This is a genomic window from Klebsiella sp. V115_8, assembly GCF_029967715.1.
Classification (GTDB): Bacteria; Pseudomonadota; Gammaproteobacteria; order Enterobacterales; family Enterobacteriaceae; genus Klebsiella; species Klebsiella quasipneumoniae.
On record NZ_JASCAR010000028.1, the window covers coordinates 56,816 to 82,833 of the forward strand.

Annotated in this window: 24 protein-coding genes and 2 pseudogenes; 17 read left to right on the top strand and 9 right to left on the bottom strand. The window is 59.4% G+C overall.

Features of this window, described 5'->3' with window-relative positions:
• Positions 1-97 precede the first annotated feature (97 nt).
• Positions 98-1,034 (top strand): annotated as a pseudogene (locus QLG03_RS11960) (LysR family transcriptional regulator).
• Between the two features lie 394 nt (positions 1,035-1,428).
• Here QLG03_RS11960 and QLG03_RS11965 read toward each other — a convergent pair.
• Positions 1,429-2,088 carry a TetR/AcrR family transcriptional regulator gene (locus tag QLG03_RS11965; RefSeq protein ID WP_086075935.1) on the bottom strand — a complete coding sequence of 220 codons (660 nt, stop codon included), beginning with the start codon at positions 2,086-2,088 and terminating at the stop codon, positions 1,429-1,431.
• A gap of 122 nt (positions 2,089-2,210) precedes the next feature.
• Here QLG03_RS11965 and QLG03_RS11970 point away from each other — a divergent pair, with 122 nt between their 5' ends.
• Entirely contained in the window at positions 2,211-3,104 is an 894-nt protein-coding gene (locus QLG03_RS11970) for an NAD(P)/FAD-dependent oxidoreductase (RefSeq protein ID WP_168380137.1), read from the top strand.
• 55 nt (positions 3,105-3,159) lie between these two features.
• A complete protein-coding gene (locus QLG03_RS11975) occupies positions 3,160-3,540 on the top strand; it encodes an antibiotic biosynthesis monooxygenase family protein (RefSeq protein WP_086075933.1) in 381 nt (126 codons plus the stop codon).
• Between the two features lie 464 nt (positions 3,541-4,004).
• Here QLG03_RS11975 and QLG03_RS11980 read toward each other — a convergent pair whose 3' ends face one another.
• On the bottom strand, positions 4,005-5,531 hold the full coding sequence (locus QLG03_RS11980) for an APC family permease (RefSeq protein WP_023289983.1): 1,527 nt from the start codon (positions 5,529-5,531) through the stop codon (positions 4,005-4,007).
• Between the two features lie 14 nt (positions 5,532-5,545).
• A complete protein-coding gene (locus tag QLG03_RS11985) occupies positions 5,546-6,316 on the bottom strand; it encodes an SDR family oxidoreductase (RefSeq protein ID WP_117128953.1) in 771 nt (256 codons plus the stop codon).
• Between the two features lie 428 nt (positions 6,317-6,744).
• Between QLG03_RS11985 and QLG03_RS11990 the strand changes: the two genes are divergently transcribed.
• From QLG03_RS11990 to QLG03_RS12000, 3 genes are all read left to right on the top strand, one after another.
• Positions 6,745-7,800, top strand: coding sequence for a phosphotransferase (locus QLG03_RS11990; RefSeq protein WP_227524255.1), 1,056 nt, complete (start codon positions 6,745-6,747; stop codon positions 7,798-7,800).
• Positions 7,790-9,127: an aspartate aminotransferase family protein gene (locus tag QLG03_RS11995; protein ID WP_032453151.1), complete on the top strand. Its 1,338-nt coding sequence runs from the start codon at positions 7,790-7,792 to the stop codon at positions 9,125-9,127. Before QLG03_RS11990 ends, QLG03_RS11995 begins: the two co-directional genes overlap by 11 nt.
• A gap of 92 nt (positions 9,128-9,219) precedes the next feature.
• A complete protein-coding gene (locus QLG03_RS12000; protein ID WP_023289987.1) occupies positions 9,220-10,002 on the top strand; it encodes a DeoR/GlpR family DNA-binding transcription regulator in 783 nt (260 codons plus the stop codon).
• A 15-nt stretch (positions 10,003-10,017) separates the two neighbouring features.
• On the opposite strand, the gene QLG03_RS12005 is transcribed toward QLG03_RS12000, so the two are convergent.
• From QLG03_RS12005 to QLG03_RS12020, 4 genes are all read right to left on the bottom strand, one after another.
• Positions 10,018-11,007: a 2OG-Fe(II) oxygenase family protein gene (locus tag QLG03_RS12005; protein ID WP_255987778.1), complete on the bottom strand. Its 990-nt coding sequence runs from the start codon at positions 11,005-11,007 to the stop codon at positions 10,018-10,020.
• A gap of 20 nt (positions 11,008-11,027) precedes the next feature.
• On the bottom strand, positions 11,028-12,446 hold the full coding sequence (locus tag QLG03_RS12010; RefSeq protein WP_117128956.1) for an amidohydrolase family protein: 1,419 nt from the start codon (positions 12,444-12,446) through the stop codon (positions 11,028-11,030).
• An 11-nt stretch (positions 12,447-12,457) separates the two neighbouring features.
• On the bottom strand, positions 12,458-13,447 hold the full coding sequence (locus QLG03_RS12015; protein ID WP_048335915.1) for an ABC transporter substrate-binding protein: 990 nt from the start codon (positions 13,445-13,447) through the stop codon (positions 12,458-12,460).
• A gap of 295 nt (positions 13,448-13,742) precedes the next feature.
• Entirely contained in the window at positions 13,743-14,642 is a 900-nt protein-coding gene (locus tag QLG03_RS12020) for a LysR family transcriptional regulator (RefSeq protein ID WP_065881469.1), read from the bottom strand.
• A 205-nt stretch (positions 14,643-14,847) separates the two neighbouring features.
• Here QLG03_RS12020 and QLG03_RS12025 point away from each other — a divergent pair, with 205 nt between their 5' ends.
• The 11 genes from QLG03_RS12025 (at position 14,848) to QLG03_RS12075 (ending at position 24,175) form a co-directional block, all read left to right on the top strand.
• Entirely contained in the window at positions 14,848-15,816 is a 969-nt protein-coding gene (locus QLG03_RS12025; RefSeq protein ID WP_065812963.1) for a PDR/VanB family oxidoreductase, read from the top strand.
• An 11-nt stretch (positions 15,817-15,827) separates the two neighbouring features.
• Positions 15,828-17,111, top strand: coding sequence for an amidohydrolase family protein (locus QLG03_RS12030; protein ID WP_255987779.1), 1,284 nt, complete (start codon positions 15,828-15,830; stop codon positions 17,109-17,111).
• Complete coding sequence (locus tag QLG03_RS12035; protein ID WP_016161230.1) at positions 17,101-17,580, top strand: RidA family protein; 480 nt, start codon at positions 17,101-17,103, stop codon at positions 17,578-17,580. The genes QLG03_RS12030 and QLG03_RS12035 overlap by 11 nt, the downstream gene beginning before the upstream one ends.
• Positions 17,577-18,458 carry a creatininase family protein gene (locus QLG03_RS12040; protein ID WP_117128958.1) on the top strand — a complete coding sequence of 294 codons (882 nt, stop codon included), beginning with the start codon at positions 17,577-17,579 and terminating at the stop codon, positions 18,456-18,458. Before QLG03_RS12035 ends, QLG03_RS12040 begins: the two co-directional genes overlap by 4 nt.
• The gene (locus QLG03_RS12045) at positions 18,458-19,441 is read left to right on the top strand and encodes an ABC transporter substrate-binding protein (RefSeq protein WP_147733249.1); all 984 of its coding nucleotides are present in this window, start codon (positions 18,458-18,460) and stop codon (positions 19,439-19,441) included. Before QLG03_RS12040 ends, QLG03_RS12045 begins: the two co-directional genes overlap by 1 nt.
• On the top strand, positions 19,438-20,268 hold the full coding sequence (locus QLG03_RS12050) for an ABC transporter ATP-binding protein (protein WP_023289995.1): 831 nt from the start codon (positions 19,438-19,440) through the stop codon (positions 20,266-20,268). Before QLG03_RS12045 ends, QLG03_RS12050 begins: the two co-directional genes overlap by 4 nt.
• 1 nt (position 20,269) lies before the next feature.
• Positions 20,270-21,085 (top strand): ABC transporter permease, encoded by an 816-nt coding sequence (locus QLG03_RS12055; RefSeq protein WP_023289996.1) that lies wholly within the window; start codon positions 20,270-20,272, stop codon positions 21,083-21,085.
• Between the two features lie 26 nt (positions 21,086-21,111).
• Positions 21,112-22,533, top strand: a complete 1,422-nt coding sequence (locus QLG03_RS12060) for an FAD-binding oxidoreductase (protein ID WP_255987785.1) — start codon at positions 21,112-21,114, stop codon at positions 22,531-22,533.
• Positions 22,534-22,924: 391 nt separating this feature from the next.
• Entirely contained in the window at positions 22,925-23,401 is a 477-nt protein-coding gene (locus tag QLG03_RS12065) for a hypothetical protein (protein ID WP_255987787.1), read from the top strand.
• 1 nt (position 23,402) lies between these two features.
• On the top strand, positions 23,403-23,834 hold the full coding sequence (locus QLG03_RS12070; RefSeq protein ID WP_032453166.1) for a hypothetical protein: 432 nt from the start codon (positions 23,403-23,405) through the stop codon (positions 23,832-23,834).
• Positions 23,835-23,875: 41 nt separating this feature from the next.
• A complete protein-coding gene (locus tag QLG03_RS12075) occupies positions 23,876-24,175 on the top strand; it encodes a hypothetical protein (RefSeq protein WP_048335920.1) in 300 nt (99 codons plus the stop codon).
• Between the two features lie 90 nt (positions 24,176-24,265).
• Here QLG03_RS12075 and chrA read toward each other — a convergent pair whose 3' ends face one another.
• Positions 24,266-25,633: a chromate efflux transporter gene (gene chrA / locus QLG03_RS12080; protein WP_255987790.1), complete on the bottom strand. Its 1,368-nt coding sequence runs from the start codon at positions 25,631-25,633 to the stop codon at positions 24,266-24,268.
• A pseudogene (locus tag QLG03_RS12085) lies at positions 25,602-25,883 on the bottom strand (chromate resistance protein ChrB domain-containing protein); the annotation flags it as partial. The gene chrA and the pseudogene QLG03_RS12085, both read right to left, overlap by 32 nt.
• Positions 25,884-26,018: the final 135 nt, after the last annotated feature.

Sequence of the window (26,018 nt, forward strand, 5' to 3'; positions counted from 1 at the left end):
AGGAAGGAATGAATAAACTGCCGCCATCCTATTGCGGATGTTAATGCCGATAAATAGACTGAAAATATCTTCTTAAGAGACATAAGGTTTATAATCGATGGACAGCCTCACCTCGCTAACGTCCTTTGTCCGCACCGCCGAAACGCTAAGCTTTGTTCAGGCCGCCAGGCTGCTGGGCATTTCAGCCTCGGCGGTGGGTAAGAATGTCGCCAGGCTTGAGCATAAGCTGGGGGTCCGGCTGTTTAACCGCAGCACCAGAAACGTCAGCCTGACGGCGGAGGGGGCCGCGTTTCTGACCCGCTGCCAGAGTATCCTGGAGCAGATCCAGGAGGCCGAGTCTGAGCTGACGAGCAGTCTCTCACAGCCCTCCGGCAAACTGAGAATTTCACTGCCTGTCATCGGCTACCGCCTGCTGCTCCCTGCCCTCACCGCCTTTAGCCGTCTTTATCCGCAGGTTGAACTGGATCTCGATTTTAGTGACCGGCTGGTCAATCTGATCGATGAGGGATTTGATATCGCTATCCGCAGCGGTGAACTAGCGGACTCCCGCTTGATCGCCAGAAAGCTGGGGGGTTTTCGTTTTGTGCTCTGCGCCAGCCCGGCATATCTGGCGGAATACGGCGTTCCCGGCTCGCCAGCGGAATTGGCGGCGCACAAGTGCATTTTTTTTCGCTTCCCTTCGACGGGGCTGATCCAGCCCTGGGAACTGCGCGATATGCGGCTGACGGGGGATTTCAGGGCCGCTTCCTTGATGAGGGTCAATAACATTGAGGCTGCCATTCGCTTAAGCGCGGCGGGGATGGGTATCGCCTATGTCCCTGATTTTGTTGTGCGTGAGGCCATCAATGAGGGACACCTGCAGGAGGTGTTGCCCGGCTGTTGCGTCAAGGATGGGCATTTCTCCGTCCTGTGGCCTGCCAGCCGCTACCTGTCGCCGCGAATACGCTGTTTTATCGATTTTATGGCTGCGGCAGAGATACCCTTGTCGCCCGCATCGACAACCCCCTTCCCTTATGTCTAACAATTTGTGGTGATTAGCTACCCCCACTGAAGCAGAGTGTGCCGCCCCCTTCCCTTAAGGTCAGTAAAGTCGGCACCGCTGAACCTTGATTCGCAGCACATGGCCCTCTGCTTCACCTTTCACGCCAGCACATCCGGTTGAACGGTTACCGGGAGCTCGACTCCGTATATCCAAGGCGAACAGGTGTGGAGTAAATCCGAGTTCTTCGTTTCATGACAACGTCCCCCCTTGATTAAGGAAAGCGCTGCATCGACCGATTGAACTCACAGAACGAATCGGACGTACTGGGTAAGTTTAAAGTCTGCTGCGAGCGAAGAGCGGACGTTCAGGTGGCTTGAAGGCGCGAAAATGCATCGCGCCTGAGCTTTAAGCTGCGACCAGGACGTGAGCGGTAATATAGGGCAAGGTCATAGCCGTGATATCGCATCCTGGGTGCCACCGTGCGCGGCGATAAACATGCCGACGGCCGACCGACAATATGATTCGATTTCGTTGTCATCCCCTGCTCTGGCCTCATCGAAGCGCGCGATAATCAGAAGGTCGGAGCCTTTGAAAAGCGCGGCAAACAAGCGAGCGGACCGAAGAGGATCGGGAACCTCCAGAAGCCCCTTCTCCTGAAACTGACGTAGAAGGACTTCGATTTGGGCGATGACATGAGCGGGGCCGGCTTCGTAATGGAGCTTGCTTAACGACTTTTGATTCGTCTTGTCGGCCATGACCATAGCTTCGATGCTACTTACATCGGGTCTCAAAAGAGTGCGCAGCAGTAATGTTCCCACCGCCATCAATTGATCTTCAACTGAACCATCGACGCCTTCAAGAAGAACCTGAGGTGCAAACAACTGATGGCAACCGGCCACAATAGCCGCACTGAACAGCGCCTCCTTATTCTCGAAATGCCGATAGATGCTGAGTTTGGATATCTTCGCCCTCTGGGCGACCTTGTCCAGGGTAGTCGCCTGAAATCCCAATTCTACGAATAGTTCGGAGGCGGCCTCAATGATTGTCTGGCCAAGGGCCTCGTTGACAGGGCGGCCCCGCCGGGTCGGGTTGTTTTGATTGGTCACTATAAATACAGTCCTTGACAGTATCGTAATTATTTAATTACGATACCATGTGGTTTCATAAATGTGCAAGGTGCGCCAGAACTGGCTCATCTCCTTACATCCTCAACACGGAACTCATCACCATGAATGACGTCATCATCATCGGAGGCAGCTTTGCCGGTCTTGCCGCAGCCCTGCAGCTTGGCCGTGCCCGCCGTAAAGTCACCGTCCTCGACACTGACCGACAGCGCAATCGCTTTGCCGGTCATTCACATGGTGTGCTTGGCCATGATCACAAGCCGCCTCTGGATATCCTGGCCGAGGCACGGCAGCAACTGGCGCGCTATCCAACGATCAGACTGGTCACTGCGCGAGCCGAGAGTGTATCCGGCACCATCGACGATTTCTGCGTCGTCACTGACGATAATGAAAGCCTGAGGGCGCGCCGCCTGATCCTGAGCTATGGCGTCGCTGACCAGATGCCTGATATTCCTGGTTTTGCCGAAGGCTGGGGTACGTCTGTCATCCCATGTCCCTATTGCGACGGCTTTGAAGTCGCCGACCAGCATTGGGGGCTCGTCTGGTCTGGCCCGCAGTCGAACAACCAGGTCAGGCTCTTCCATGACTGGACCGACAGGTTGACTGTCTTCGGCAATGGTCACGACATTACCCCAGACATACGGACCGATCTGGCTGCCCGCCAGGTACACCTCGTTGAGGGCAGGATCACCGAAATCGCACGTCATGGGAGTCACAATGCTACCATCAGGATAGAGACCGGTCTCGATGTTGCAGTCGATATCCTCTTCGCGCATCCGCGGACCAGGCCGTCCGCAAACCTTCATGACACCCTTGGACTTGCCACGGTCAATACACCAACTGGCATTGCCCTCAGGACCGACGAGCGCCGCGAAACCAGCACGCCTGGTATTTACGCCGCCGGCGATCTGGCCAACCCCGGAATGCCCTCAGTCACCACGGCCACATGGCAAGGCGTGATGGCGGGTATCTTCGCTCAGCAGTCGATGCTCGCTTGAGAGCAAGTGGCATCGATCACCTCAGTTCAATTTTACAACAGACAGGAGCGCCGCCATGACCAGCATAAAACCCTTCAAACCTATGGATGAGAAATTCCCCTTTGACAGTCAGCTCGCTATCGCGGCGGCGCCTCTCGTGCTCATCAACCTCTTCACGGTAGTCAATCCCACCGATGAAGCCGGCTTTATGGACGCTTTCAGGGCAGCTGCCGGGGTCATAACAAAGCAACCGGGCTTCATTTCCATGCAACTACATCGGGCGATCGGCGATAGTCCGACTTACCTGAACTATGTGATGTGGGAATCAACTGAAGCGGTCCGCGCCGCCTTCACCGATCCCGCGTTCCTCGCGAAACTTCCGGCATACCCATCATCCGTCGTGGCCAGCCCACACCTGTTCCAGAAGGTCGCCGTTCCCGGATTCTGTTCGGCCTGACTCAGGAAAGATGGCAAAGCGAGACTGAGAATATCCCTGTCCAGATGTGGAGCGGTACTGTTTACCCCGTCAGCCGGGAATAGCGATAAAGTCTTTTGAATGCCGCGTAAGCGGCATGGAGGCGCCAGCTGATGCTGCATGCATCTGTGGAGACAAATGGCGCCGAAAGCCCGGCGTAGCCGGTTACGGGTTCATAAATTCTGCCTGTCTTCCCCCTGCCCTGGTTAGCCTTAACCCGCTATCAGCAATGAAGAACTTTTAACCCCGGTGAGCGGGCTTTACGGCGTTTACGACGTAAATGGCGTGATTTCCGGGGCCTTTACCAGGGTAGCTTGCAGCTGACGCTTAGGGGGATGTTCTTCAGATATTTCAGCAACACCAGCGAACTTAACACGGTAGCTGAAAAGCCCAGCGCCGGATATCCTGCCGCGCGGCCAGCGAGAGCCGGCGGCAGGTGCGCATCATCAATCATCCGTCAGTACAATGCGTCCTATGACCCGGTACTTTTGCGTATCAAAGAGGTAAAACCAGACCGCGATGGCGGCGCCAAAGCAGAAGCAGGCCAACACGATCCACGGAATGGCATGATAAAAGGAGGAGCTGGCGGCAGCGCCGGCGGCAAACGCCATATTTTTGAATAACAGATAGACGATATAGATCATCCCCATCCCCCCAAGCAACGGCGCAACGCCCGTTTTAAACCAGTGTCCTTTGCCAATATTTTCTTTATTGCCGTGGAAGTAAACTATCACCGCAAAGGCGCAAAGCGCCTGGACAATCATAATGCCCATCGTACCCAACAGCGCCAGCAGGGTGTAAATATCCGCGTAAGGATCTTTCCCGGTGATAAAGAACAGCAACACAATCAGCGTGGCGATAACGGTCTGCACCGTAGAAGCAATATGGGGCGAGCCATGGCGTGAGTGTGAACGACCCAACGTACGCCCGGCAAACGGAAACAGATTTTCCCGCCCGAGCGCATAGAGATAGCGCGCCGCGCAGTTATGAAACGCCATCCCGCAGGCAAAAGAGCCAGTGATCACCAGCAGCTTAAACACCCCGACCGCCCACTCCCCCAGATACTGGCGTGCCGGACCGTAGAAAATCTCTCCTGCGCGGTTAGGATCCTGCGCAAGGGCAATAGCCCGCTCCGGTCCCGTTCCGGCAATCGCCATCCACGAAATGAACACGTAGAACACGCCGATACCAATCACGCCCAGCAGAGTGGCCAGGGGAATGATCTTTTTCGGGTTCTTCGACTCTTCACCGTACATTGCCGATGACTCAAAGCCCACCCATGACCAGAAGGCGAAGAATAAACCAATTCCGGCACTGGCGCCGACCACCCCTTTCGCCGGGGTAAAGGCGTTCAGCGGGTTGATCGACTCGGGGACAAAACCCTGTGGCCCTCCGCCATGGATCAGCACCGCCACCGCGACGGCGGTGAGGATCAAAATTTCCAGTACCAGGCACAGGCCCAGCACCCTGGAAGTGAGCGAAATATCGAAATAGCTCAGCACTCCGGTGGTCATTAGCATGGCGAAGGCGAAGATGAGCCAGGGGATATGTACGCTGAAGACCGTATTGATTAAATCCTCGCAGAAAAAGGCGAAGATCCCGACCAGCGCGGCCTCAAAGACAATGTAGGTCATGGTCACCGTCACTCCTGACGCCATGCCAACGATCCGCCCCAGGCCGTGTGAAATGAAGCCATAAAATGCGCCGGTAGCGGTAATGTACCTGGCCATCTGCGCATAGCCGATGGCAAACAGGGCAAGGATAAGGGTGGCGACCATAAACCCCGCGGGCGCATACTGGCCATTACCACTGCCCACCGCGATCGGCACATTGCCCAGCATCGCAGTGATCGGCGCCGCCGTGGCGATAGTCATAAACAGCACCCCGCCAAGGCCTACCGCATTTGGCCGCAGCCGCTGTACAACATGTTTCTCCGCCGCTGGCGCGGGATTGGCAAGAATTTCATTGCTCATGATGAACGCTCCGTTCAGTTCAGGCACGAGGCGGATTCAGGCAGGATCTGCCCACCGTCAACAATTAGCGACTGGCCGGTGATGTAGCCAGCCTGACGGGAGGCGAAGAACAGCGCTGCCGCGGCAATATCTTCCACCGTTCCAAGGCGTTTGAGCGGCACGGCGCTCGCCATCCCGGCGATATAGTCCTCGCCCATATCCCTCAACCCTTCCGTGATGATATTCCCCGGCAGGACGGCATTGACGGTAATGTTGTCGCCGGCCAGTTCTAACGCCGCGCTACGCATAAAACCCAGCTGGGCCGCTTTGCTGGCGGCATAGTGAGCCCAGCCCGGATAACCCGTTACCGGGCCGGTAATCGAAGAGGTGAGGATGATGCGACCATACTCTGCCCGTTTCAGCCATGGCAGCGCCGCCTGGACAGTTAAAAAAGTCCCTTTACTGTTGATCGCCTGCACCTCATCCCACTGCTGTTCGCTCATCTCTGCCAGCGGCGCCGAAGGAAAAATCCCCGCGTTGCAGCAGACAATATCCAGCCCCCCACACTGCTGTGCGGCTTCTGCCACACAGGCTTTTACCTCTTCGGCATGACTGACGTTGCAGGTCAGGCCGCGTAGCGTTAGTCCCTGCTCCGCCGCCTGGCCGATCGCGCTATCGATACGCGATGGTGTCCGGGCGGTAATGGTCACCTTCGCTCCGGCGCGGGCAAAGCCGAGTGCAATGCCAAGACCGATCCCACTACTCCCGCCGGTCACCAGCACATGTTTGTTCATAAAATCTGACATCATTTTTCCCCGTCTGTGAAAGTTTTGCGATCCCATCCATATGGCCTGGCCGTGCAGCGATCTCCGTCGCTGGCAGGAAAAGAATAATCACGTAAATGTTGAATGTTCAACATTTTAATGTGAGATTTCAGCATAAAAATAATGCACTATGATTGGGCACAGAACTGGTGCAAACAACTAATTAATTTATCCATATATATCAACAGATTAAAAAGGATAAGCTCGCGTTTTTTACGCCTGAATGAGAAAAACACACATTATACGTTCTGTTATGGTGCAACCGATTGAACCCAGCCAACAAAATCACACTAAATACATGTTATTAAAGTAATTAACAAACAAAAACCATGATTGGAGCGCAACAGGAAACAAAAAAAACCTCACACATCTTGCAAATCCCGCAACCACAACATAAAAATGTGTTAAGCGTGTCATTTCAAATTGAGGACAGCATGTTTAACGACGAGTATTTAACAACACTTACCCTGAAGCTGCGGCCGCTCCTGCCCCGCTGGGGGCTCAGCGAAGGCGCAGAGATTGGCCTGCTGACGGTTTCAGAAAATGCCACGTTTCTGGTCAGCGATAAGGCGACGCAGAGAAAGATCGTGCTGCGAGTGCATCGCCCAAACTACAGCTCAGCGGTGGAGATCCATTCTGAGCTGATGTGGCTAAACGCCCTGCATGCCCGGGGAGGTATCAACATCGCCGTACCGCTTGTACTGGATGATGGGAGCTGTATCGCCAGCCTCATCGACGGCGAAACGGTCACCCACGTCGTGGGATTCACCTTTGTTGCGGGCAGCGAACCGGATACCGGTAGCCATCTCACCGGCTGGTACCATGCCCTGGGAAGGGTTGCGGGAAAACTGCACAGGCACAGCGAAGGCTGGGTAAAACCTGAGGGTTTTCATCGCAAGGTGTGGAACACCGAGACGATTATCGGACGTCATGCCTGGTGGGGGGACTGGCGGAAAATGACGCAACTGAGCGCCGACGATATTACGCTGCTGGAGGCGGTGGAGGCCACAGTGGTCGCCAGACTGGAAGCGTACGGGCAGGACGCCGACCGCTATGGGCTGGTGCACTGCGACATGCGGCTGGCCAACCTGCTGGTGAATGGGAATTCGCTGACGGTGATAGATTTTGACGACTGCGGCATCTGCTGGTTTGGCTGGGATTTTGCCACCGCCGTCAGTTTCATTGAAGACGACCCGGCCCTTGCGGACTACCGCGCTGCGTGGCTTGCGGGTTACCGTAGCGTCCGCCCCTTCAGCCAGCAGGACGAAGTGATGCTTCCGGTGCTGGTGATGCTGCGCCGTTTACAGCTGACGGCCTGGCTGGCCAGCCATAGCGAGACAGCCACCGCCCGTCGCTACAGCCCGCAGTGGGGCGCCATCACCGTACGCCTGGCGCAGGCGTTTCTCCTCCAGGCGTCACCGCTTAGCGCTACCGTTAACTGCAAGGAACCTGCTGATGAACAATAAAACCCCCATTCTTCAACTGAACCGTTTTGACGCGCTGACCGGCGTGGCCGACGAAAACCTGAGCAGACAGATTGCCCGTCGCCACGCCACCCAGGGGACCAGTTCGGTGCTGTTTTATCCACAACCGATCGTCATGGCGTCGGCCTCCGGAGCCTGGATGGAGGACTCCGCCGGCAACCGTTATCTGGATATGTATAACAACGTGCCGGGCGTGGGGCATTGTCATCCGCATATCACCCAGGCGATGGTGCGCCAGGCCGGGTTACTGAACACCAACACCCGCTATCTGTTCCCGGTACTGGAGCAGTACGCGGACAGCCTGCTGGCGACTTTCCCCGCCGGGCTGTCGAATGTGATATTCACCTGCACCGGCAGCGAGAGCAACGACATCGCCCTGCGGATGGCCCGCTTTATCAGTGGCCGACAGGGGATCATCGTCACCGAAAGTGCCTATCACGGCAATACAACGGCGGTGATGGAGGTCTCTCCCTCCGGGCACAAAGAGGCCCTCCTGCCCCCGTGGGTGCATACCATTCCCGCCCCTGACCTGCGCAGGCTGACCGCGGGCCAGACGCTGTCTGACCTCTTCGCCGCCGACGTTGAGCGCGCCATGGACGCGCTGGAGGCGCGGGGCTTCGGCTGCGCGGCGCTACTGGTGGATACCATTTTTTCCAGCGATGGCGTTTTCGCCGATCCGCCAGGATTTCTGGCCCAGGCGGTCGCCCGCGTACAGGCGCGGGGCGGACTGTTTATCGCCGATGAGGTCCAGCCGGGCTTTGGTCGGACAGGCTCTCATTTCTGGGGCTTCCAGCGTCACAGTGTGCAACCGGATATCGTCACGCTCGGCAAGCCAATGGGGAACGGTTTTCCCATGGCCGCGGTCATCACGCGCCCGGCTATTCTGCAGGCGTTCAGCGAAAAGACCGAGTACTTCAACACATTTGGCGGTAACCCAGTGGCTGCCGCCGTGGGCCTCGCGGTACTGGAGGTGATTGAGCAGGAGGCCCTGATGACCAACGCCCAGCGCAACGGGGACTATCTGCGTGCCGGACTGCGCCAGCTGGCCCAGGATTTCCCGGCCATCGCCGACATTCGCGGCGCCGGGCTGTTCAACGCCATCGAGTTTGCCCGGCCAGACAGCGGAGAGCCGGATCCGCAGCTGACGAGTCGCGTTATCTATCACTTGAAGCTTGAGGGCGTGCTGATTGGCGCGGCCGGTCGCTTTGGCAACAGCCTGAAGATCCGCCCGCCGCTGTGCTTCAGTCGCGATGATGCAGATTTCTTCCTCGAACGGCTGGCGAAAGTAATGGGCCACCTGAACGCATAGTCTAACCGGGAGGGCAAACATCCAGTTTGTTTGCCCTCGGCGTGCAGGTATATTAACGGCATCAGCGACTTCAGGGAGAGTAACCAGCGTTCATGTCGAAGAGAAAAGAAGACCGTCAGCAACAGATCCTGCGCGAACTGGCTGAGACCCCGACCCTGCGGATTGGGGATATGGCGCGCACCCACGGTGTCTCTACCGAAACCATCCGTCGCGATCTTGACGAACTTACCCGCCGGGGCGTTCTGAACCGAACTTACGGCGGTGCGGTGCGGGCCATGAACAGTGAACCGACGGTCACGGAGCGCCATCAGCTGTTTACCGAAGAGCGCGAGCGCATCGCCCGGGACGCCGTCCATTGTATGCGCGACGGCAAAATATTTATGATCGGCTCCGGCGCCACCACGGTACATGTTGCCCGCCGGATGGCCAGCGAGCTGCGGGATATTACAGTCATCACCCACGCCTTCGGCGTCGCAACGGTGCTGTCGATGAATCCAACCATCCGGGTGATCGTCGCTCCCGGGGAGTACTGCGCGACCGAAGGGGCAATGACCGGTGCGCAGACGCTACAGTTCCTCAGCCAGTTCACGGCGGACTATACGCTCCTGGGGGCCAGCGGTATCGCCGCCGATGGACCAAGCGAGGCGTTAATCGACAGCGGAACGGTTTACCGGGCGATGATCCAGCGCGCCGCGAAGAGCATTGTCGTCGCCGATCATTCGAAGTTCGGCCTCACCTACCCCTACCACTACGCGGGCTGGTCGGGCATTAGCCGTTTAATTACTGACCAGCCCCTGCCCGACCATCTCGCTACCGTACTCGGCCGGGAAAAGGTGGTCGTGGCGCGTGGTCATGCCGCTCCTGAACAGCAGTGACCCGCGCCGGTACGTTTACCCTTTGGCGAAATTGGCCTGGATCCGCTGCTGCAGATAATTCTCGGCGCTGATGGGCGGGTACTTCCTCTGCGGCCCAAGGATCTCGATATCTTTATTGGCCTGGCAGAAAAACCCCAGGCTGTAGCGCGGCCCCTGATATTCGTGGGGCTGCGGGTTTCTCACCCGGTGGAAGTTAGACGGCAGCTGGTCGTCGCTCCAGCGCATCAGCATATCGCCGATATTGCAGGTGATGACCTCTTCCCTTGGCTCAATGCTGGTCCACTGCTGGCTTTCGCGGTCCTTGCCAGGGCAGACCTGCAGGCCGCCCTGACCGGGGCGCTGGAACAGCAGCGTCAGGCAGTCAAAATCGGTATGCGCGCCGGCCCGCCACATCCCCTGCTGCGACTGCTCGGTTGCATAGTAGTGCAGCATGCGCAAGGTGCTCTGATAGGTGTCACGCTGCGGATCGTGCGCGGTGGTAAAAAACGATTCCGGAAAACCGAGCTTTAAAGCAAAGCAGGAGAGGATCTTCATCCCCAGCTGCCAGCACTGCGATTCAAATCCGAGCATCGTCTGTCGGAAGCCTGGCAGCTCCCGATCGCTGGGCCAGCGCCCGTCCATCAGCGGACGGGTTATCTGATATGACTCTTTTTGATCCGGCGTGCGGGTCGATGGCCGGACCTGCGCCTTGCTCTCCCAGCCGGCGTTGCCGGCCAGCGGATACTGGCGCTTCACCTCGTCGGGCAGGTCGAAAAACGCCTCGGTCGTGCTGAACGCCTGGCGGATCGCCGCCAGCGGAATACCGTGGTGGCTGACCTGGAAGAAACCGATCTCCACCGCCGCCTCCCACAGTTGTTCGGCAATGTCATTTTTTCTTTCGGCAAAGTGAGACAGGTCGATACAGCGCACTTCGCGGGCGAAGGTCTCTTCGCCCTGGGCGCCCATCAGCGCCTCTTTTTCCAGTTCCTGTAAGGCATAGCGTTGATTTTGGGTGGTTGCGTTCATCGTCATTATCCTGTGATCAGTTAAACAGCGGTGCGCTGTTGGAGGGTACGGACTGCCGCCAGCGCGTCGTGGCGCATCGCGTCAAGGTCGAGACCGGGAATGGCGTCATCTTCCACGATGGGCCGGCCATTCAGCAGCAGCGCCTTCAGCGCGGCGCGGCCGCCGCAGGCCACCGGGCCAATCGCCATATCATGCAGGCCGAAGTAGCGCGGATCGTCCAGCCGGTAAATGGCGAGGTCCGCCTGCATCCCGACCTGCAGGGTGCCGCTCTGCGCTAAGCCAAGGATCTGCGCCCCGCCGGCGCTGCCCCAGCGCACCACATCCTCCACCGTGGCCGCATCGGCTCCGCCCTCGAAGGTGCCTCCGGCGTAGCGCGGCTGCGCCAGCATCCCTTTGCGCGCGCGCTGCAGCAGCCATGCGGCATGGGCTTCGCTTTGCATATCCGCCGCTTCATTGGAGGCAGCGCCGTCCACCCCCAGCGAGACCGGGACCCCGGCCTGCTCCAGCGCCAGCAGATCGGCGATGCCGCTGCCCAGCCGGCCATTGCTTTGCGGACAATGAGCAATGCCGGTACCGGTGCGGCCCAGCAGGGCAATCTCCTCCGGCAGAAGCTTCACCAGATGGGCAAACCACACGTCATTTCCCAGCCAGTCGTGCTCCGCGCAGAACTGCACCGGCGTCATGGCGAATTTCTGCCGCGCGGCGTCAAGATAATCGACGGTTTCCGATAAATGGCTGTGCAGCCGGATCCCCAGCTGGCGGGCCAGCTTCGCCATCTCCCGTAGCTGGGCGCCCGGCGCAGAGTGCAGGACGGTAGTGGGCGCCATCACCACCCGGCGCAGCGAGTCGGGCCGCGGGTCGTGATAGCGGCTGACCAGCCGTTCAATATCCGCCATATAGCCGTCGAAGGTTTCCGGACGCAGCGCCACCGGCAGATCCTGCTCCACCGCCCGACCCTGGGTCGCCCCACCCCGGCACAGAACGATGCGCATCCCCAGCGCTTCCCCTTCGCTGAAGAGAATCTCCGACGTGTCGAAAGGCATATCCGGCCAGTACAGGTAGTTGTGATCCGCCACGCTGGCGCAGCCCGAGCGCAGGAGCTCCACCAGACCAATGCGCACCGCCAGACGAAAGGTATGTTCATCGAAAGCCGCGCGAAAGCGGTACGGCGTGGCGCTCAGCCAGGCCGTCAGGCTCTGGTTCAGCCCCTGCGGCTCGCCCTTCAGCAGCGACTGAAAAAGATGATGGTGCGTATTCACCCATGCCGGATAGATCACGCAGTCGCGGGCGTCGATCAGTCGCTCTTCCGGCAGCGGCGTCAGGCTGCCGATGGCCGCAATCTTGCCGTCGCGGATGCGAATATCCGGCCCGGCCAGCCGCGCCGCCTCTCCGGACAGACCGCTGAGGATGGCATGGGCATTTTTAATGATGAATGACATGGCGTCGCTCCTCAGGGTTTTACCTGCATGGTCTGGACAAAGTCGGTGGTATAGGCCTGTTTCCAGTCGGTGGCCGCCGCCAGCAGACCGGCGCTGACCATAAAATCGCGCGTCTTTTGCCAGCGGGCGTCGGTCATCGTCCCCCAGCCCTGGCTGGCGGCATCCCCGCCGTCGATCAGATGATGCTCACGGATCTGGGTCACGCCCCAGGCGAGCAGATCGTCGGTCATTTTCGGGTTGTCCTGCTTAATCAACGCATTTCCCGGCGCCGGATCCTTGAGATAGCTCACCCAACCCTCCATTGAGGCGCGGACAAACTTCGCCATCGCCGCTTTACGCTCAGCGATGGTGTCCGGGCGGGCGATGAGAATGCCGCCATAGGGAGGGTAACCATGCTCAGAAAAGAGGAAGAAGTTCGCCTTCACCCCGGCCTTCTGCACCTGGAACACCTCGGAGCTGACATAGGCCTGCTGGGCGACAGCGTCGTCGACGACAAAGGGTTGAATATTGAAGGTATAGGGGCGAACCTGAGCGTCGCTCAGCTGGTATTGCGCCTTCAGCCACGGCCACCATGTCGCCTGACCGGAGCTGGAGACCAGAATGGTTTTGTCTTTCAGCCCCTGCAGGGAGCTGACATCGGCGTGGGTCAGCAGTCCCTGGGGATCGTACTGAAAGGGCGCGGCAATGGCTTTCGCCTGGAAGCCGCGCTGAATGCCTTCCAGCAGCTGCAGATCGTAACCGATGATCACATCGGCCCGCTTGGACAACAGCAACTGCATGCCGTTGACCTGCGGTCCGCCGGAGCGGATCTCGACGTCGAGACCATATTTTTTGTACAGCCCAGTGGCCTGAGCCTGATAATAACCCCCCTGCTCCGCCTGAGCGTACCAGGAGGTCAGCAGAACGATTTTTTCCTCGGCCTGAACGGCCAGCGAGACACCGCCGAGGGCCATCAGGCCCAGCCAGCGTAAGCCCCGGGGAAGGCGTGCGCCTGTTTTCATTATCCCTCTCCTCTTTACGCCGGGAGGGGGAGCGAGCGAATGTGGCTCAGCCTCCCATCCCGGTCAACATTGAACCGCGACATGGTGACTGAGCAATGTCCCGTATGGATAACCCGTACTGACCGCTTCTACTCACACTCAGCTATACAAAAACAATGCCAGATTTGATGGCCCGCGAGCGGCCGCGAAAAATCGCCTGCGCCGCCGCCCATGGGCATGCAACCTTTGATTCACGCACACAATAAACGCACCACTTTGGTGCATTGATGAATGATTTTAGTGCCTGTCCGGTCTCTCACAGCTGGCTGAAGAGCATCTCCAGCTGGTTCAGCATCATCGAGGCGGCAAGGGAAAGCTGGCGGGCGGGCGAGACGCACAGCGCCAGGGTGAAAGGCTTAAGCTGCGGATCGGTTAGCGGCACAAACGCCAGCTGGCCGGACTCGATCTCATCGAGAATATCCAGCCGGCACAGGATGCCGATGCCCATCTGCTCTTTGATCAGGGTGCGGATCATGTGGATGTTATTCGAAACCGCCACCTCCTTCACCTCGTTGCCGCTGATGTTCACCAGCGCCTCCACCGGTTCGCTGATCATCAACGGGGCGGATGGCAGGATAAACGGGTAGTCGATGCACTGGCTAAAGCGCACAGCGCTGCGGCTGGCCAGCGGATGGCCGGTCGGCACTACGATCCCCATATTCATTTCGGCAAACGCCCGCACCTGCAGTTCGCGGGAGGTCTGCGGATTGAGCATGATGCCGAAATCCGCCTCGCCGGAGATCAGCGCCTGCTGGATGTGGATATTGTTAATGGTGGTCAATGTAAAAGAGATGTTGGGATAATGTTTGTGCACCTCTTTAAGCATCGTCGAAAAGAAATGCCGGTTAATGGCATCGATAGTGGCGATGCGCACATGCCCCCGCCGCAGTCCGCGCAGGTCATCCAGCTGCTCGCAGACCCGGGTAAAGTCCTTTTTCCAGTTATTGGCCGCGTGCAGCAGCAGCTCCCCGGCGGCGGTCAGCCGCAGCCCGGTGGGATGGCGCTCGAAGAGCGGCATCCCCAGCTCCTGTTCCACGCGCAAAATCTGACGGTCAATAGAAGACGCAGACACATGCAGCGCCTCTGACGCTTTACGAAACGACCCCTGACGGGCCACTTCGGTGAAATAGAGCAGAAATCGGGAGAAGGCAAACATCGTTAGGGTGCTCTCTTTTTTGCAACGGGTTGTGCGAATCAAAGCTCTGGACGCAACAGTTTTATCACAATACCGTAGCATTCATAGCGGAGAAACGATCGTTTCATCCATTTTTGCACGCCGGACAGTCACCGCGAAGGAGCGGGTATCCCTTCGCTGCCCCTGGCCGCCCTGCAGACAGCGGATTGAGGGAGAGAAAACGGTAATGCACAGCCACGATCTTATTTCGGTCTCGGTGGGGGAAATACGCCCCAACGGCGAGGGAAATCTATCTTTAATATTGCAGGCGGCAGCCGGGGAAATATTACCGGCCTATTCCGCCGGGGCGCATATCGATATTATTATTCCCGGCGTTGGCCCGCGGCAATATTCCCTGTGCGGCATGCCTGACCGCGGTAATCATTATGAAGTTTGCGTCCGGCTGACGGACGCGTCCACCGGCGGCTCACGCTATTTGCACCAGCAGCTCAAACACGGCGATCGGCTCTCCATATCGTCGCCGCGCAACCATTTTCCCCTGCCGGAGGCCGGGCGCTACCTGCTGTTTGCCGGCGGCATCGGCATCACGCCTTTGCTGGCGATGGCCGAAGCGATTGCCGCCAGAAAAGGGGCGCTGGAGCTGCATTATTATGTCGCCAGTTCGCGCCAGACGGCCTTCACATCGCGCCTGGCCCAGCTGGCCGCGAGCGGCACGGTGGCGATCCACTGCAGCGAGGAAGGCGCGTCGTTTCGCCAGCGGATCCCAGAATGCTTAACCACGCCCCACCCTGATACCGCAGTGGTGGCCTGCGGCCCGGAGGGCTTTATTCAGCGACTGCGGTCAGTCATGGAGGAATATCGCTGGTCGCCGTCGCAATTCGTATTCGAGCGCTTTACTCCCGCGGCGGAAAATAATATCGCGGCGAACAACGCATTTTATATTGAGCTGGCCTCCAGCGGGCAGCGTCTGCAGGTCGCCGCGGATCAAACCATTGCTCAGGTATTACAGCACGCCGGGGTGGAGGTGATGCTCTCCTGCGAACAGGGAATGTGCGGATCGTGTATTACCGGGGTTCTCGACGGGCTCCCCGAACACCGGGACAGCGTGCTGACGGCGGAAGAGAAAGCCGGCAACGACCAGATCACGCTCTGCTGTTCGCGGGCGAAATCGCCGGGTCTGGTTTTGGATCTGTGAGGAGACTGACGATGACGTTCCCCTCCTCTTGCGCGCCGCTCGCTGGCATCAGCCGCGCCCGACTTCCGGCCTGGGCGCTGCCCGACGGCTGGCCGACGCAGGCCAACGAAGAACCGCGGCTGGCGGACCTGGCCTTTCGCGATGGACGGATCGCCGCCGTCACGCCGTCCGTTGAGCCGGCTCCCGGCCTGTGGGACCTGGCGGGGGCCCTGACGCTCCCCGGCCTGGTGGAACCCCATGCCCATCTGGACAAAACCTTTACCCTTGAACGCTGCCGTCCGGCGCAGGCCGGGCTGCTGGCGGCGATCCACGCCATGCACGAGGATCGCCGACACTGGACCAGGGCGGATATTCAACGTCGGGCGTCCGCCGCGCTGGCCCGGGCGGCAGCAAATGGCGTGACCCATTTACGCAGCCATATCGACTGGTTTACCGCCGACGCGCCGGACGCCTGGCAGGAGATCGCCCGTCTCGATACCGGCGGCATCACCCTGGAACGGGTGGCGCTGGTCCCGCTGCCCCTGTTTCGCGATCCGGCGGACGCCGAGGCCATTGCCAGGACAGTCGCCAACAGCGGGGAGCGCTGCCTGCTGGGGGGCTTCATTCACTCCTCCAACTGGGACGCCGCCGCCATGGCAAACCTGCTGCGCAGCGCGGCCCGCTGGGAACTGGATCTGGATTTGCATATCGATGAGGAGCTCAGCGAGGTGTCTCAGGGGCTGACCTGGCTGGCGGATCATCTCTCCCGCCACCCATTCCCCGGGCATATCTGCTGCAGCCACGGCTGCGCGCTGGCCGCCTGCAGCGACGCGCAGGCGGCGCTGATCCTGCGCCAGCTGGCGGCGCACGGCGTCACCCTTATCGCCCTGCCGATGACCAACCTGCTGCTGCAGGATGCGACGTTCGGCCGCACGCCGCGCCAGCGGGGGATCACCCTGCTGCACGAGGCGCAGGCCGCCGGCGTGGCCACCCTGCTTGGGTGCGACAACGTGCAGGACGCTTTTTGTCCGGCGGGAAGCTACGACCCGCTGGATACCCTGGCCTGCGGCCTGTTCAGCGCCCAGCTCAGCGACCCGTTCGACCGGCAGTCTCGGCTGATCTGCGATCGCGCGGCGCTAACCGGTTCGCCGGCAGACGCGGCCCCTTTTGCCGTCGGGGCGGCGGCCAGCGTGGTGATTTTCCCGGGTAGCGACCGTTTTACCTGGCCTTTAAACAGCGCCGCCCGTCTGGTGGTTAACCACGGCAGGTTAACCCACCGGCGAGTGTGGCAGGAGGAGATGGCACATGAGTCTTGAAGCAGGCGCGGGGGCGCCGCTGGCGCGGTATGCCGCCTGGCGCAGAGCCGGCGATTTTATTTTTCTCTCCGGCATTATTCCGGTCAATCCCCTGACCGGCACCATCGTCAACGGCTTTCAGGATGTGCCTGAGCCGGTGCGGGAGCTGCTGGGGGCGACCGGGGAATTTTCAACCGATGCGAAGCAGGGGCCGATCCTCGCCCAGAGCTGGTACGTACTGGAAAGCATCCGCCGCACCGTGGCGTCCGCGGGGGGGCAGATGAGCGACGTTATCAAGCTGGTGCAGTACTTTCGCAACCTTGACCATTTTCCCTATTACAGCCGGGTCAGGAAGCTGTTTTATCCCGACCAGCCGCCCGTATCCACCGTGGTGCAGGTCAGCGAAATGCTGCCCGATGCCACGGTATTGATTGAAGTCGAAGCAACCGTCTGGTTACCCCAGCCAATTCACTCCGAGGCACCGCGATGATTAACGGTTACATTCCTGCAGCGCGCTTTCTCCCTTTTCTGAGCTGGACGGACGTGGCCGCCCTGCCGGATAAAAGCAATACGGTTATCGTCCTCCCCACCGGGGCGATCGAACAGCACGGCCCCCATCTGCCCTGCTCGGTGGACAGCGTGATCTCCTCCGGCGTGGCGGGCCATGCCCTCGCCCGGCTGCCGGCGGCGATCCCGGCCTACGCCATCCCGCCGATCGTCTACGGTAAGTCAGAGGAGCATCTGCATTTTCCCGGCACCCTGACCCTCAGCGGCGATACCCTGCTGCATACCCTGCTGGAGATCGCCGAATCCCTCTATCGGTCCGGTTTTCGCAAGCTGCTGATGATCAACGGCCACGGCGGCCAGCCGCAGATCCTGCAGATCGCCTGCCGGGAAATGCGCCTGCGCCACGGGGATTTCATCGCCATCCCGCACGACGTGTTCAACGTGCCCAACTGCGAAAAACAGTTCCTCAGCCCGCATGAACAGCGGATGGCAATGCACGCCGGGCATAGCGAAACGGCGCTGATGCTGGCGCTGGCGCCGGAGTGCGTTCATATGGAGCGGGCGGTCGCCAACTTCCCGCCGGAATTCCCCTGCCCGACCCTGTCGAAAGGCCGTCCGGCGGCGGCGTGGGCGTCCTATGACTTTGGCCCCAGCGGGGTGATTGGCGACCCAACCCCGGCGACGCGGGAGCAAGGCGAAGGGCTTCTCGACTCCCTCGCCGCCAGCTGGGCGCAGGCAATCATCGAGATCCACCGCATGGCCTGGGTCGAACGTCGCGAACCGACCTGGGGCAAACAGCACTGGCACGGCTTTGTGCAGTCCCTACCACCCTCTTTCGCTGCTGAATCCAAGGAGCCCTGATGAATACCAGATCAACGCCAGTTTTTACCCTGCTGATCGTGGCCGCCCTCGCGGCCTCAGCCTCCTGCGTCGCGGCGGAGAAGTTCACGTTTCTCACCAACTGGTATGCCCAGGCGGAGCATGGCGGTTTTTACCAGGCCCAGGCCACCGGGCTGTATAAGCACGCCGGTCTTGATGTCGAGATTAAAATGGGCGGCCCGCAGATCAACGTCATGCAGCTGATGGCGGCCGGCCAGGCGGACTGCACCCTTGGCGACAACGGCCAGGCGCTGGAGACCTGGCAGGCCGGGGTGCATGCGGTAACCGTCGCCACCGTGTTCCAGCACTCGCCGACGGTGTTTATCACTCATGACAAAGTGAGCAACCCGGCGGAGCTTAAAGACAAAACCTTCCTGCTCGCCACCGAGGCCTATACCTCCTTCTGGCCGTGGGCGAAGAGCGAGCTTGGTCTGGCTGGCAGCAAAGTGCGCCCCTATACCTTTAACGTCCAGCCGTTTCTCGCCGATAAAAATCTGGTGCAGCAGGGCTACGTGACCTCCGAGCCGTTCTCCGTCGCCAAAGGCGGGCAGCCGTTCTATGTCTATCCGCTCAGCGACTGGGGCTACCCGCCCTACGGCAACTCGATTATCTGTATGGCGGACACCGTCCGCAAACGTCCGGCGGCGGTGGCGGCCTTCGTCAAAGCCTCCATGGAAGGGTGGAAAAGCTTCCTGCAGGATCCTGGCCCCGGCAACAGCCTGATCGGCAAAGCGAACCCGCAAATGAGCGCCGAGCAGATCGCCTTTGGCATTGCCCAGATGAAGCAGTACCAGCTGGTGACCGGCGGCGACGCCATGACCGGCGGCATCGGCATCATCACCGAGCCGCGGCTGAAGAAAACCTGGGACATGCTGGTGAAAAACAAACTGATCGACGCCAGCAAGGTGCCGTTTGAGCAGACATATACCCTGGAGATGGTCAAAGACGCCGGAGTGATGCCATGAATACCGCCCCGAAACTGACCGTGATGAGCGACACCCGCTTTATACCCGCCTCCGCCACGCCGGCCATCGAGGTGCTGTCGGCGGAGAAGATCTATAGCAACGGCACCCGGGCGCTGCTGCCCGTCAATCTGACCATCAACCAGGGGGAGTTCATTACCCTGCTCGGCCCGTCCGGCTGCGGTAAGAGTACGCTGCTGAAGATGGTCGCCGGCCTGGTGGAGCCCAGCGACGGCAAGCTGATGCTGTGGCGGCGCGACAGCCGGGAAAAAGCCCAGCATCCGCTCTCGTTCGTCTTCCAGGAGGCCACCCTGATGCCCTGGAGCAGCGTGCGCAATAACGTCAGGCTGCCGCTGGATCTGGCCGGCGTGCCGCGGGCGGAGGGCAACACCCGGGTGAGTGAAGTCCTTGAGCTGGTGGGGCTCGGCAAGTTCGCCGACGTCCTGCCGCGCGAACTCTCCGGCGGCATGCAAATGCGCGTCTCCATCGCCCGCGGCCTGGTCACCCGGCCAAAGCTGCTGCTGATGGATGAGCCCTTCGGCGCGCTGGATGAAATTACGCGGAACAAGCTCGACAGCGATCTGCTGCGCCTGTGGCAGGAGCAGAATCTGACGGTGGTCTTCGTCACCCACTCGATCCACGAAGCGGTGTTTCTCTCGCAGCGGGTGATCATGATGGCGGCCCGTCCCGGACGGGTGGTGGAAGATATCGCCATCCGGGAGCCGTTCCCGCGCAGCGAGGCGTTCCGCGTCAGTCCGGCATTTTCCCTGTATGCCCGTCAGCTGCAGGACAGTCTGTTGCAGGCCAGCCAGTCCGGTATGGAGCCATAATATGAAGACCACAACCTCAACGCCGTGGATCCAGCATCCGCGTTTTCTCAAAATTCTCTATCCGACCCTCGTCGCGGTGGCGGTGGTGCTCCTCTGGCAGGGCGCGGTAAGCTATTTCCGCATCCCGGCCTTTCTGGTGCCGTCGCCGCTGGTGATGCTGGACAGCCTGTGGACGCATCTCACGCCGCTGCTGCTGGCGCTGCTGTTCACCCTCAAGATCACCCTGATCTCGTTTCTGCTGTCGATTGTCATCGGCGCCGCCGTGGCGTTTATCCTGGTGCAGAACCGCTTTGTGGAGACCGCCCTGTTTCCCTACATCGTGTTTTTGCAGGTGACGCCGATCGTCGCCATCGCCCCGCTGATCATCATCTGGGTGAAGGACGCCACCCTCTCGCTGGTGGTGTGCGCCACTCTGATGGCGGTCTTCCCCATCATCTCCAATACCACCCAGGGACTGCGCAGCGTCTCCCCCGGCCTGCTGAGCTATTTCCGCCTCAATCACGCCAGCCGCTGGCAAACGCTGGTGCGGCTGCGTATCCCCTCGGCGCTGCCCTATTTCTTCGGCGCGCTGCGTATTTCAAGCGGGCTGTCGCTGATTGGCGCGGTGGTGGCGGAGTTTGTCGCCGGCACTGGCGGGACCAATACCGGGCTGGCCTATCAGATCCTGCAGGCCGGCTACCAGCTGGATATCCCGCTGATGTTTGCCGCGCTGCTGCTGATCTCTCTCGCCGGGATCGCGCTGTTCGGCGTGATGTCCTGGGTCTCGCGCCGGGCGCTCAGCGCCTGGCATGAAAGCGAAGCCGTGCAATCTCATTAATGTTTTGCTGACGAACAGGAAAAAGAATGATGACTGATGAACAGCGTCAACAAGCGGTCGCGGCGATCCAGCAGGCACTCCCGGCGCTGGAGTGGACCCTGCAGCCGGCGAAACTCAAACGGCTTTCCCGCGATTTTCACTGGTTCAGTCCGGTACTCGCCGAGCAGCTGGCGGGAAAACAGGCGGACGCGGTGGTTCGCCCGCGCGATGAAGAGGAGCTGCGCCAGCTGGTCGCCGCCTGTGCGCAGCATCAGCTGCCGCTGACCTTGCGCGGCAGCGCCACCGGCAACTATGGACAGCTGGTCCCTCTCGAAGGAGGGATGCTGGTGGATATGACCGGGCTCAACCAGATCGTCGCCCTCGGCAACGGCACGGTGAGGGCCCAGGCCGGCATTCGCCTGGCGGACATCGAAACCGCCGCCCGCCCGACGGGCTGGGAGCTGCGCTGTATGCCGTCGACCTACCGCCTGGCGAGCCTGGGCGGCCTTTACGGCGGCGGGTTCGGCGGCATCGGCTCCATCAACTATGGGCCGCTGGCGGCGCCCGGCAATGTGCTCAGCGTCAAAGTGATGACCGTCGAGCCGGTCCCTCGCGTACTGACCGTCCCGGCACCCGAAGCGCTGCTGCTGCATCATGCCTACGGCACCAACGGCATCATTCTTGAGGTTGAGCTGGCGCTGGCTCCCGTGCACCAGTGGATAGAACGCCTGGACGTGTTTGACGATTTCGCCGATGCCCTGAACTATGCCAACGCCTGCGTCCGCTCGCCGGGGCTGGTGAAGCGCCAGGTCGCGCTGCTGGCCACGCCGATCGCTGACTATTTTAGCCACCTCAACGATCGTTACCGCGCCGGGCAGCATGCGGTTATCAGCCTGATCGCCGAAGAGAGCGAAGGCGTGTGCGCCAGCCTGTTACAGCGCCATCGCGGGGACAACGCCATCCGCCAGGCCAGCGATGAGGCCCGGGCGCGCAATGGCTCGTTAATGGAATACTGCTGGAACCACACCACCCTGCATGCGCTCAAGGTGGACAATACGCTGACCTATCTGCAGACCGCGTTTGATCCGCAGCGCTATACGCAGCAAATTTTACAGATGGAACAGCATTTCGCCGGGGAGGTGATGTCCCATATTGAATTTCTGCGCGATATCGAAGGCAACCTCACCGCCAGCGGTCTGCAGCTGGTGCGCTATACCACGCCCGAACGTCTCAACGCGATCATGCAGATATTTCGCGATAACGACGTCAAAATTAACAACCCCCACGTGCTGCAGGTTGAGGACGGCAAACAAGGGGTGATTCGCCCTGACGTGGTGGCGGTGAAACAATCTCTCGACCCGGCGGGATTGCTTAACCCCGGCAAGCTGCGAGGCTGGGCGCTGCGCGACCAGCTGGAACTGGACAGCAACCCGCTGGCGCGGGCCACCCGCGAAACTCCCGCGACCTGATAGCCCCGCTCCGCTCCGCGTGCGGGCTAACGCGGAGCGGGCCCGTTTCTCTTCCCCCTGCCCGCACGGCGAGTTTTTTTACGCCACTCATTCATATGAATGAGTGGCGTCTCTGTTTCCTCCGTTATACTCATCAAAAAAGCGACGATAAATTTATTATCGCGGGTTAAATTCACGGTTCAATATTGCTCTCGAGTTAAATTGTCATTTCTGGTAGGTACTGGCAAATAGTTTATTATTCGCGATCATTAAATTATCACTTGCCCCTTCCCTACCTGAACAATAAAAAATGACCGTGAAACTTACCCGCCAGGAATTATTCCTGTGCAGTAAACACTTGTTAAAAACGTTGTCATTTATTTTTATTCAACACAGAAATAGTGAGGGTGATATGAGCGATGCCATTTCTTCGCAACTTGAAAACATCATTACGATGCTGATCGCCATTAGTATCGCCTCGGAAAGAGTGGTAGAGATTATTAAAGGGTATTTTCCCTGGCTTAATCTGGAAAAGCAGGATCCAGTCATAGAAGGAAAACGCAAATCTGCCCTGCAGCTATTAGCGGTGGGGGCCGGAATTGTGACGGCGTTTTTGACGCAACCCTTCGTCGCCGGCAGTTTTTCGGCCTTTAAACACCCGGATCTGATGACATTATGTATTGGCTTGATGGCGAGCGGAGGGTCTGCGTTCTGGAACGCTATCCTTAATTATCTTTTGCAAGTGAAGAACCTGAAGAAGCAACAAGTCAACAGCGTGAAAGCGGATGCAGTAGTCGATCCTCTCCCCCCATCTCCGGTTTATCAGGACATGGTTCCTGGCGCAGAACCGGTCAGCTCAAACCCCTGTTTCAATCCGGAGGATAAATAACATGGTATGGCGTGTCGCAAAGAGTCTGCTGATACTCAGAGATCAGATTAATCAATATGCTCCGCACCGCAATAAGGCCAGCGATGGCACCATTGGTGATGAACATCATGCCCACACCAACTCGGATCATAACCCGCAGGTGTTGGATGGAAATATTGGTGTGGTTACGGCTATCGATATTACGCACGATCCCGCTCAGGGGTGTGATGCTCAGGCGATTGTCAATGCACTGGTCGACAGCAAAGACAAACGAATTAAATACATTATCTGGAACAAACATATTATTAGCGCTTCTGTCCAGCCATGGGTATGGCGCGATTACCATGGCGCCAGCCCGCACGATAAGCATTTCCACTTATCCGTAGTGCCGGTGAAAGCGCTGTACGATTACACCTTACCGTGGCTTTTCTTTAAGCCACAAACCTGGAAGTAAAAATGAGTTAATCCTCTTTCTCCTGTTACTACGAGGCTAACATGACACAACAAACTGATATTGAGAAAATAAAAGCGGCACTCAACGCCATCGAAGAACTCGAACAGATTGCCCGTTCAACGCAGCCAGCCGATGTAAAGAATTTTTGCGTGGAATATAACAAAACATGGAAAAAGAAAGTGGATGCCGCGCTGACGCTGCTTGACGGAACTACGGGCTCACTGCTTGTTAAGTTCGTTCCGTACTTACCCATGCTGCTAATGATTATTAAGATGCTTAAAGAAGGAGTTGAACAATATTGTCAATTGCATCTCGCGGTGGAGCCTCCCGTAGATAAATAAGTGCTCCCCATCCGGCCAGGGCCTGCACAGGCACTGGCCTCCTTCCCCACTCCCCCATCTATCCAGGTCTATCTCAGCCCGACGCCGACCTTATCCTGCGCCGGACAGTCCCGCCATATGGACGATAAGGCCCACCGCGGCGGCAGCGGCCAGTACCCAGGTCAGCTTCCACTTATAGCGAAACAGCAGCCCGGCGGCGGCGAGAGCAATGGCCGCAGACCATGGGTCGAAACCGGACGGTCCCCAGACGCTATGCCAGATAAAAAACAGCGCCAGATTCAGGATAACGCCCACCACCGCGGCGGTGATAGCAGTCAACGGCGCGGTAAATCCCACTTTATTATGCGTGGTTTCAATAAACGGACCGCCGGCGAGAATAAAGATAAACGAGGGCAAAAAGGTAAACCATGTCACCAGGCACGCCGCCACGATGCCCCCCAGCAGCACATCATCGACGCCCAATACCGCTTTGGTGTAGCCGCCGACAAACCCGACAAAGGTCACCACCATGATCAACGGCCCGGGGGTGGATTCCCCAAGGGCGAGGCCGTCCATCATCTGCCCTGCGGTCAGCCAGCCATAGTGGGTTACCGCCCCCTGGTAAACGTAAGGCAGGACGGCATACGCCCCGCCAAAGGTCATCAGTGCGGCTTTGGTAAAGAACCAGCTCATCTGGGTCAGCGGATGCGCCCAGCCCAGCATTAGCGTCAGAGCGGCCATCGGCACCAGCCACAGCAGCATCCCGGCGATCAGTACCTGGGCGGTACGCCGCCAGCTGAAAATGGCATGGGCCGGGATCGGCGTCGCGTCATCAATGATGGCGGCCCCGCCGGGATGACTCTGCGCACGGTGGGCGTCGGCTTTGCCGAATGTCGCCGGCGCCATCCGTCCGCCGATAAACCCGACGATCGCCGCGGTCAGGACGATCAGCGGAAAAGGAACGTTCAGCGCAAAAATAGCGACAAAGGCAGCGGCGGCGATGGCCCAGTAGGCGCGATTTTTCAGCGCCCGCGAGCCGATGCGGTGCGCCGCCTGCAGCACGATCGCCGCCACGGCGGGTTTGATGCCATAAAAAATCCCCGCCACCACCGCGACATCTCCCCAGACGAGGTAGATCCACCCCAGCGCGATGAGTAACGCCAGCGAGGGCAAAATAAACAGCACCCCGGCGATGACGCCTCCCCAGGTTTTATGCATCAGCCAGCCGATATAGGTCGCCAGCTGCTGCGCCTCCGGGCCGGGCAGGACCATACAAAAGTTGAGCGCGTGCAGGAATCGTCCTTCCGAGATCCAGCGGCGGTTATCCACCAGCTCCTGGTGCATCATGGCGATCTGCCCGGCAGGCCCGCCGAAGCTGATAAAGCCGAGCTTCAGCCAGAAGCGAAAGGCCTGCCAGAAGGAGACGGAGGCGACGACGGAAGGACTGTCACTCTGCGGAAGAACCACCGTTTTGCTCATGATTGCCAGACCTCATTTCACAGGATCTCAGTAGGCCGTCGAACAGCGAGCAGGCTGCCGCCAGCAGTTGGTGATCGTCCGTAATGGTTTCCCGCAGCCCTGCAAGCACACTCTCCACTCCCGCCGCCTCCGGGGTCGGTACCCCACCGACGTCCAGGAAGTGGATAAGCCGCCCCAGGGTATCGGGGATCGCGGCCTCCAGAGCACTGCGTCGGGCCAGAACGTCGAAGGTCACCCGCGTGCTGACGTGCTCTTCAGGGTTCAGCGGCTTGAGACATCGTCAGGTTGAGGGTCAGGAGATGCATTGTCATGCTGTAGACATTACTACAGCATGTCGCGTATGTGACGTTTTCCCACGCGCTGGCTTTGATAAAGTTTGGCAACG

Excerpts from the sequence above, each read along its gene's own strand:
- QLG03_RS11970 (WP_168380137.1), top strand. The coding sequence starts at position 2,211 with ATGAATGACGTCATCATCATCGGAGGCAGCTTTGCCGGTCTTGCCGCA.
- QLG03_RS11975 (WP_086075933.1), top strand. The coding sequence starts at position 3,160 with ATGACCAGCATAAAACCCTTCAAACCTATGGATGAGAAATTCCCCTTT.
- QLG03_RS11980 (WP_023289983.1), bottom strand. The coding sequence starts at position 5,531 with ATGAGCAATGAAATTCTTGCCAATCCCGCGCCAGCGGCGGAGAAACAT.
- QLG03_RS11985 (WP_117128953.1), bottom strand. The coding sequence starts at position 6,316 with ATGTCAGATTTTATGAACAAACATGTGCTGGTGACCGGCGGGAGTAGT.
- QLG03_RS11995 (WP_032453151.1), top strand. The coding sequence starts at position 7,790 with ATGAACAATAAAACCCCCATTCTTCAACTGAACCGTTTTGACGCGCTG.
- QLG03_RS12000 (WP_023289987.1), top strand. The coding sequence starts at position 9,220 with ATGTCGAAGAGAAAAGAAGACCGTCAGCAACAGATCCTGCGCGAACTG.
- QLG03_RS12005 (WP_255987778.1), bottom strand. The coding sequence starts at position 11,007 with ATGAACGCAACCACCCAAAATCAACGCTATGCCTTACAGGAACTGGAA.
- QLG03_RS12010 (WP_117128956.1), bottom strand. The coding sequence starts at position 12,446 with ATGTCATTCATCATTAAAAATGCCCATGCCATCCTCAGCGGTCTGTCC.
- QLG03_RS12015 (WP_048335915.1), bottom strand. The coding sequence starts at position 13,447 with ATGAAAACAGGCGCACGCCTTCCCCGGGGCTTACGCTGGCTGGGCCTG.
- QLG03_RS12020 (WP_065881469.1), bottom strand. The coding sequence starts at position 14,642 with ATGTTTGCCTTCTCCCGATTTCTGCTCTATTTCACCGAAGTGGCCCGT.
- QLG03_RS12025 (WP_065812963.1), top strand. The coding sequence starts at position 14,848 with ATGCACAGCCACGATCTTATTTCGGTCTCGGTGGGGGAAATACGCCCC.
- QLG03_RS12030 (WP_255987779.1), top strand. The coding sequence starts at position 15,828 with ATGACGTTCCCCTCCTCTTGCGCGCCGCTCGCTGGCATCAGCCGCGCC.
- QLG03_RS12035 (WP_016161230.1), top strand. The coding sequence starts at position 17,101 with ATGAGTCTTGAAGCAGGCGCGGGGGCGCCGCTGGCGCGGTATGCCGCC.
- QLG03_RS12040 (WP_117128958.1), top strand. The coding sequence starts at position 17,577 with ATGATTAACGGTTACATTCCTGCAGCGCGCTTTCTCCCTTTTCTGAGC.
- QLG03_RS12045 (WP_147733249.1), top strand. The coding sequence starts at position 18,458 with ATGAATACCAGATCAACGCCAGTTTTTACCCTGCTGATCGTGGCCGCC.
- QLG03_RS12050 (WP_023289995.1), top strand. The coding sequence starts at position 19,438 with ATGAATACCGCCCCGAAACTGACCGTGATGAGCGACACCCGCTTTATA.
- QLG03_RS12055 (WP_023289996.1), top strand. The coding sequence starts at position 20,270 with ATGAAGACCACAACCTCAACGCCGTGGATCCAGCATCCGCGTTTTCTC.
- QLG03_RS12060 (WP_255987785.1), top strand. The coding sequence starts at position 21,112 with ATGATGACTGATGAACAGCGTCAACAAGCGGTCGCGGCGATCCAGCAG.
- QLG03_RS12065 (WP_255987787.1), top strand. The coding sequence starts at position 22,925 with ATGAGCGATGCCATTTCTTCGCAACTTGAAAACATCATTACGATGCTG.
- QLG03_RS12070 (WP_032453166.1), top strand. The coding sequence starts at position 23,403 with ATGGTATGGCGTGTCGCAAAGAGTCTGCTGATACTCAGAGATCAGATT.
- QLG03_RS12075 (WP_048335920.1), top strand. The coding sequence starts at position 23,876 with ATGACACAACAAACTGATATTGAGAAAATAAAAGCGGCACTCAACGCC.
- chrA (WP_255987790.1), bottom strand. The coding sequence starts at position 25,633 with ATGAGCAAAACGGTGGTTCTTCCGCAGAGTGACAGTCCTTCCGTCGTC.